This window comes from Streptomyces sp. NPDC005533, assembly GCF_042871845.1.
Taxonomy (GTDB): Bacteria; Actinomycetota; Actinomycetes; order Streptomycetales; family Streptomycetaceae; genus Streptomyces.
The window spans coordinates 1-7,586 of sequence record NZ_JBIAJH010000101.1; the positions used below are offsets into that span (position 1 = coordinate 1).

General features: G+C 69.3%; 4 protein-coding genes and 2 pseudogenes. 4 read left to right on the forward strand and 2 right to left on the reverse strand.

Annotated elements, in window-relative coordinates; translation table 11 throughout:
• Window positions 1-479: 479 nt before the first annotated feature.
• The 3 genes from ACFYP3_RS36435 to ACFYP3_RS36445 are packed head-to-tail and all read left to right on the forward strand — an operon-like array spanning window position 480 to window position 4,461.
• Window positions 480-1,541, forward strand: a complete 1,062-nt coding sequence (locus ACFYP3_RS36435; RefSeq protein WP_388842296.1) for a 3-oxoacyl-ACP synthase III family protein — start codon at window positions 480-482, stop codon at window positions 1,539-1,541.
• A 3-nt stretch (window positions 1,542-1,544) separates the two neighbouring features.
• Window positions 1,545-2,408 (forward strand): hypothetical protein, encoded by an 864-nt coding sequence (locus ACFYP3_RS36440; protein WP_388842298.1) that lies wholly within the window; start codon window positions 1,545-1,547, stop codon window positions 2,406-2,408.
• Between the two features lie 4 nt (window positions 2,409-2,412).
• Entirely contained in the window at window positions 2,413-4,461 is a 2,049-nt protein-coding gene (locus ACFYP3_RS36445) for a fatty acid CoA ligase family protein (RefSeq protein ID WP_388842300.1), read from the forward strand.
• 110 nt (window positions 4,462-4,571) lie between these two features.
• Here ACFYP3_RS36445 and ACFYP3_RS36450 read toward each other — a convergent pair.
• Window positions 4,572-5,036: pseudogene (locus ACFYP3_RS36450) on the reverse strand (transposase); the annotation flags it as partial.
• Window positions 5,037-5,055: 19 nt separating this feature from the next.
• A complete protein-coding gene (locus tag ACFYP3_RS36455; protein ID WP_388842302.1) occupies window positions 5,056-7,146 on the reverse strand; it encodes an ISAzo13 family transposase in 2,091 nt (696 codons plus the stop codon).
• A gap of 50 nt (window positions 7,147-7,196) precedes the next feature.
• Between ACFYP3_RS36455 and ACFYP3_RS36460 the strand changes: the two are divergent.
• Window positions 7,197-7,493 (forward strand): annotated as a pseudogene (locus ACFYP3_RS36460) (transposase); the annotation flags it as partial.
• Window positions 7,494-7,586 lie beyond the last annotated feature (93 nt).

Consider the following 7,586-nt stretch of genomic DNA (forward strand, 5'->3'; position numbering starts at 1 on the left):
CCTCAAGACCTGGCGTGTCCTCCGTAAAGCTCGCCTCAGCCCGAACAGACTCACGTCAATCAGCAGAGCCATCCTCACCCTGGAGACTCACCGCTAAAAAAGCTCACTGCTTTCACGAGGCGGGTCACCATCATGGCTTTGAGATTCTCACCGCGCGCGGAGCGAGGCGGCCGGCCGGGTGGGGGTGGTCAGGCGGACCGAGTGATTCCGGACAGGTTTCGAAGGTGTGTCCGAGAGTGGTGGCGCGTTCAACGGGCTTACCGGGGGCGCGGGTCGAGGGGCGGCGCGGCCCGGGAAGCGCGCGCACGGCGGGCCCGCCGGTGGCCGACAGTCACCCCGTCGGTCCGCTCCGGGCGGCCGAGTAACAGAACTGACAAATGTGTACGCTACGGTAACTTCACTATCTGTCAACAGCGAAACACTGCGCCTTCCGCCGGAGCGACATGTGCTGCCCGCGTGCGCCCATCACGGAGTAATACTTGAGCACGAACACCTTGCACAGCCGTATGGAATCCATCGGCTCACATATACCGGCGACCACGCTGACCACCCGGGAGTTGACTGGTCGAACCCCGAATCTGCGGGACGTGGACGTCGAGAAGATCACCGGTGTCGTAGAGAGGCGGGTCTACGACCCGCGTCCCGAGAGCGGTGAGGACTCGTTCGGGTTGGCCCTGCGCGCCGCGCGCGACTGCCTCGCGGCGTCCCGGTACGAGGCCGCCGAACTGGACATCGTCATATCGGCGTCGATCACCCGCTTCAAGGACGCCGACCGCTTCTACTTCGAGCCCTCCTTCGCCGGCTCCCTGGCTCGGGAGATGGGCGCCCGCTCCGCCCTGCACTTCGACGTCTCCAACGCCTGCGCCGGCATGATGACCGGCGTGTACGTGCTCGACCGGATGATCCGTTCCGACGCGGTCCGCAGCGGCATGGTCGTCAGCGGTGAGCAGGCGACCCGCGTCGCCCAGACGGCGGCCCGCGAGATCGGCGACTCCTACGACGCGCAGTTCGCCGCTCTCTCCGTCGGCGACTCCGCCGCCGCCGTCATCATGGACCGGTCCGCCGACGGGTCCGACAGGATCCACTACATCGACCTGATGACCTGTTCAGAGTACTCGCATCTGTGCATGGGAATGCCGAGCGATCGCACCGAGGGAATTGCGCTCTACACGGACAACAAGAAGATGCACAACAAGGACCGGCTCGCCCTCTGGCCCCGGTTCCACGGTGATCTGCTGTCCAAGAACGGCCGGGATTTCGCGGGTGAGGAATTTGACTACATCATTCAGCACCAGGTCGGCGCCCGGTTCATCGACTACGTGAACCAGACGGGCGAAGCGGAGTTCGGCACGCCGATGCCCACCTCGCTCGCCGTCGTCGAGAAGTACGGGAACACCGCCACCACCTCACACTTCCTGACGTTGCGCGAACACCTCGCCGCGGGCACCGCCCGACGCGGTTCCACCTTCCTGCTGGTCCCCGCCGCCTCCGGCTTGGTCACCGGAGCCCTGTCGGCCACCGTCACCAACATGGGGGTCTGAACCATGGGAATGATCATCACGGCCGCGGGCACCGCCACCGCCACGCCCGGCTCCGGCACCCGCGCGGCCTCCTCCGTGGAGCTCGCCGGCCGAGCCGCCCGTGACTGCCTCAGCCAGACCGGTCTGTCCCCCTCGGCCGTCGGCGTCCTCGTCAATGTGAGCGTCTACCGGGAGTCCAACACCTTCGAACCGGCTCTCGCGGCCCTGGTGCAGAAGGAGGTCGGCATCAGCCTGGACTACCTCGTGGATCCCGCGGCCGGCTTCTCCTTCGACCTCATGAACGGCGCCTGCGGCGTGCTCAACGCGGTCCAGGTCGGTCAGTCGCTCCTCGACACCGGCAGCACCGAACGCCTCCTGGTCACCGCCGCCGACGTGCACCCCGGCGGCGATGCCCGCCGCGACCCCGACTACCCGTACGCCGACCTGGCCGGCGCCCTCCTGCTGGAGCGCAGCGCCGACCCCGACACCGGATTCGGCCCCGTGCGGCACTACACGGCCGACGGCCCCAGCGACACGGAGGGCTACCTGGACACCGCCGGCATGGGCGCCGAGGGCCGGACCCTGATCACCGTGCGCCGTTCCCCGGACCACGACCGCCGGCGCGCCGAACTCGCCGCCACCGCCGTCGCGGACTACGCCGCCGCGTACGGGCTCGACCTCGACCGCACCCTGGTGATCGGTCCGGGCACCGAGGCGGACGCGCTTCCCCCCGGCGAGGCGGGCGAACCGCACACCGCGGCCCCCGTCCTCGGCTACCTCCACGCCATGGCGACCGGGCTGCCCGACGGCTGTGACCAACTGCTGTTCGTCACCGCCGGCGCCGGTCCCAGCGCGGCCTGCGCGAGCTACCGCCCCGAAAGCCGGTGATCCGGTGACCATCACGAGCCGTAGAGGCACGAACCCCTGGACGCCGGCGACTGCCTCAGCTGCGGGCCTCGCCACCCGTCTGGAAGGCAACGCCCGCGCCTTCCCACACAAGCCAGCCGTCATCCACCCCGACGGCGGACGCGACCCCGACGGCCGCCCCCGCTACCGCACCCTGAACTACGGGGAGTTGCAGCAGGAGGTCGAGCGACTCGCCCACGGACTGACCCACGCTGGCATCGGCCGGGGAACCAGGACGGTGCTGATGGCCCCGCCCGGAGCCGAGCTGTTCGCCCTGGTCTTCGCCCTCTTCCGGATCGGCGCCGTCCCCGTCGTCGTCGATCCCGGCATGGGGCTGCGCCGCATGCTCCACTGCTACCGGGCCGTAAGCGCCGAGGCCTTCATAGGCTCGCCGCTCGCCCACCTGGTGCGCGTCCTGGGGCGTCGTGCCTTCAAGGCCGTACGGATCCCGGTCACGCTGGGCCGCCACCGGCTGTGGGGCGGCCACACCCTGGCGCGCCTGCGGTCCGCCCCAGGGCCGCGCACCGCGCCCCCCACCGTCGGCGGGGACGACCTGCTGATGATCGGCTTCACCACGGGAAGCACCGGCCCCGCCAAGGGAGTCGAGTACACCCACCGCATGGCGCTCTCGATCGCCCGCCAGATCGAGGACACGCACGGGCGCACCCGGGACGACGTCTCCCTGGTCACCATGCCCTTCTACGGCATGCTCGACCTGGTCTACGGTTCCACGGTCGTCCTCGCCCCGCTGGCGCCGGCGAAGGTCGCGCACGCCGATTCCAGCCTCCTCGTCGATGCGCTGGAACGTTTCTCCGTCAGCACGATGTTCGCCTCGCCCGCCCTGCTGCGCCGCCTCGCAGGCCATCTCGCGACCCACCCGCACCCCTTGCCCGACCTGCATTGCGTGGTGTCCGGCGGGGCGCCCGTGCCGCCCACCGTCGTCGCCGCGCTGCGGGACGTCCTGGACGAGAAGGCCCGGATCCACGTCACCTACGGGGCCACCGAGGTCCTCCCGATCACCTCGATCGAGTCCGGGGAGATCCTCGCCGAAACCGCCGACCGGGCCGCGCTCGGCGCCGGAACCTGCGTCGGCCGGCCCGTACCCGGCACCTTCCTGCGGATCGCGCCCGTCACCGACGGCCCGATGCCGGCCCTGACCCCCTGGAGGGACACGGACCTGGAGGCGGACCTGGAGGAGGGACGCGTCGGGGAGATCCTCGTGGCCGGGGACTCCGTCAGCCCCCGCTACCACGCCGCCCCGCAGGCCGACGCCCTCCACAAGGTGCCCGAGAAGCCGTACGAGGACCCGGCCCGCGAGGGTCTCCACCCGTCCGGCGGGGCCACCTCCGCGCCCCGCGTCTGGCACCGCACCGGCGACCTCGGCTACCTCGACGGCAGCGGTCGGCTGTGGTTCTGCGGGCGGGCGGCGCAGCGCGTGCGCACCCCCGGGCAGGACCTGTACACCGTGCTCTGCGAGGGCGTCTTCAACGCACATCCGCTGGTCCGCCGCAGCGCACTCGTCGGCACCGGCCCGGCCGGTGAGCAGGAGCCCGTCATCTGCGTGGAGACCGAGAGGCCCCTGGAGACGGACGCCTGGCGCGACCTCGTCACCGAACTGCGCGCCTCGGCCGCCGAGCAAGCCCCGGCGCTCAGTTCCGTGTCGTTCCTGCGCCACACGGGGTTCCCCGTGGACATCCGGCACAATGCCAAGATCGGCCGCGAGGAACTCGGCCGGTGGGCCGCACGCCGCTTCGCACCCCCGGCACCCCCGTGGTCCCGCGCCGGCGCCCCGAAGCTGATACCGCTCGCCGGCTGGGCCTACCTCCTCGGCGGCGCGGTCCTGGCCGCCACCGCCGGAGCACCCGACGTACCTGTCCTGCGCTGGCTGTGGTGGATCGACGCCTTCCTCAGCATCGGCATGCACGCCGCGCAGATTCCCCTCGCGCTGCCCCGGGCCCGGACCGCCGGACGCGGGCGGGTGGCCGCCGTCGCGCTCACCATGCTCTACGGCGCGACCTGGTGGCGGACCCTGTGAACATCCTGATCACCGGGGCCACAGGCTTCCTCGGCGGCCACCTCGTCGACGCCTGTCTGCGCGAGGGTTCGGGCCTGTCGGGGTGGTTACTTTCGGTGATCTTGCTGGGGCTAGAGGGGGAGGCGGTGGGGGAAGGCGAGCATGAAGTGGTTCATGGCGCGTTTCCAGCCGAGGGTGCCGGTGCCGCGGACGCGGCCGGTGGGGATGGGGCCGTCGCCGTCGATGTGGCGGCCCTCGATGCGGCGGATGCCGAGGTAGAGGAGCTTGATCGCGGCGTCGTCGGAGGGGAAGTGCCCGCGGGTCTTGGTGATCTTGCGGAGCTGGTAGTTCAGGGACTCGATGGCGTTGGTCGTGTAGATGACCCGGCGTATCTCGCGGTCGAAGGCGAGGAAGGGGATGAACTCCTCCCAGGCCCGCTCCCAGCTCGCGATCAGTCCGGGATAGTTTCTGCCGTACTCGGAGCGCAGCTCGTCGAGGGCGGACAGCGCCTCGGATTCGGTGGCGGCGGTGTAGATCGGCTTCAGTGCGGCGGCGACCTTCTTGCGGTCGGCGTGGGAGACGTATTTCATCGACGATTCGGATCAGATGAAGCCGTCAAGAAACAACCTGGTGGTTATCGGTGGTGGCCGAGGTGAGAAGGTCGGCTGCGGTGGGGTGGCGATGTCCGGCGGGGGCGATGTTGATGCGACGGTCGTCGAGGACTGGCAGGACGTCGCGGATCGCGTTCCACAGGGTGTTCTTGCAGACGCCGAACAGCTCGGCGAGTGCGTCGAGGCCGCAGACGCGACGGCGGTAGAGGATCGTGGCGAGGATCCGGTCGGCGTCGGTGATCTTCTGTCGGAACACGCCGCCGCGGGTGCCCGGGCGTCGGCTGCCGCCGCGCCGGCGGTGACGGCGTTCTTCGATCGCGGCGGCGTAGGGCACGATCAGCTCTTCGAGCAGGACATGCAGGGCCTGGCGGGACATGCCGGTCAGGGTCGGGTCCGTCAACGCCTGGTGGGTCGGTGTCGCGGGAGCGTGCCCGGCCGGGCCGTTGCCGGTGATCCAGGCACGGAGGTCCTCGGCGCGGGTGAAGTAGCGCACGACGGTGGGTGTGATGCTGATCTTCCGTTCGTCCAGCAGCTTCCGGGTGGCCTTGATCCCGTGGCCGATGGTGACCGGATTCATCCCGAGCAGGTCACCCAGTACCTTCTGTGCGCAGACCTGCCGCAGGTAGATGACGGTGAGAAGGACTTCGTCCGCATCTGAGAGCAGGGATCGGCTGCGGCCGGTGGTGGCGACGCGCCGGCCTTTGCGGAGCACGTAGCGGTGCTGTTCGGCAGCTGCCGCCTGCGCTGGAGCCAACTCGGCTCGCAGCGAATCGAGTTCGTCTGGGTTCATGCCGGTCAGGCGTGGGTCGGCGAGCATTTTCAGGGTCCCGGCGCGGGCCTTGGCCGGTTGGCCGGCGCGCGGTGCGGGAGCGGCGGTGCCGGTCGGGGCGATGCTGTAGTTCCACCGGCCGTGCAGGTCGTGGGCGGTTATCGGCAGGGTCCGGAACTCCTCACGGCTGACGGCGATGCCTGTCGGGTAGGAGTCCTCGTCGAGAGCGGCCTCGACACGCAGCCCGCTGCGGGTCGTGGTCGCGGCGATCGTGTTGAGAACGACTTCGTGGCTGGTCAGGGGGCGTCCGCGCCAGTTCATGGTGATGTGGGAGAACAGCCGGTGTTCGATCTTGTTCCATTTCGACGTCCCCGGCGGAAAGTGACAGACCGTAACGGTCAGGCCGGTGTCTGCGGCGAATGCGGCCAGCTCGGCCTTCCATACCCGGTAGCGGTAGCTGTTGGAGCCTCCGGCGTCCGCGGTGATCAGCAGACGGGACGCCTGGGGGTAGTCGTGCCGGCCTCGTGCCTGCCACCAGCGTCGGATCGAGGCGGCGGCGAAAGTGGCGGTGTTGTGGTCGGTGCCGACGTTCACCCAGCCGGTGTTCGCCGCCATGTCGTAGATCCCGTACGGGATGACGGACTCCACGTGCGGGCCGGCGAAGAAGCTGCGGTCCTCGACCTCGACAGGCTGCCCGGCCGGCCGCCACTCCTGTCCGGGTATCGGCAGCTGCCCGATCTGTTCCTTCTTCTTCGCGTCCACGCTGATCACCGGCTCGCCTGCGGCCTGGTATTCCTTGACCTGCTCGTTGATATAGCGGAACTGCGCGTCCCGGTCCGGGTGCTGACCGCCTTCCAGGGTCTTGGCGGTGCCCTGCAGACTGAACCGGTGCTCCTTGAGCAGCCGGCCCACCGTGGGCGCGGTCACCCGGTGCCCCTGCCGGGACAACTGGTCGGCCAGGTGCCGCAGCGACTTCATCGTCCAGCGCAGCGGCGACATCGGATCACCGCGCTCGTCCGGTTCGACCAGCGCCATCAGCGCCGGAACCAACTCAGGGTCGATCACCTCGGCCCGCATCCGCCCGCCACCAGGACGCCGGACACGGCCCTCGGGCAGCGGATCGACCCCGGCCTCGAGTTCGAACACGCCCTTGCGGACGGTCGTCTCGCTGACGTCGGCTATCCGCGCAACCACACTGACGCCTCCATGACCGAGCAGCCGGGCCTCGGTCGCCAGCGCCAGACGCCGTTGACGCTCGTTCAAATGCGGCAGCAGAACATCGAACCGCCGTGCCAACTGGCAACGGACCTCCTCGGATATGCACATACCACATCAACGAGCTCATCCCCGCGAAGCAACGCGTTGTTTCTTGACGGCTTCACCTGATCCGGTCGTCGATGAAATACGTCTCCCACGCCGACCGCAAGAAGGTCGCCGCCGTACTGAAGCCGATCTACACCGCCGCCACCGAATCCGAGGCGCTGTCCGCCCTCGACGAACTGCGCTCCGAGTACGGCAGAAACTATCCCGGACTGATCGCCAGCTGGGAGCGGGGCTGGGAGGAGTTCATCCCCTTCCTCGCCTTCGACCGCGAGATACGCCGCGTGATCTACACCACGAATGCCATCGAGTCCCTGAACTACCAGCTCCGCAAGATCACCAAGAGACGCGGAGCAATAGTCAAGAGTTGTGGATCGGTGGGGTTGTTCAGGCTGCGGTGGTCTCGGGGTGGTCGGTGAGGTGGCCGTTGTGGAAGCGGGCGCCTG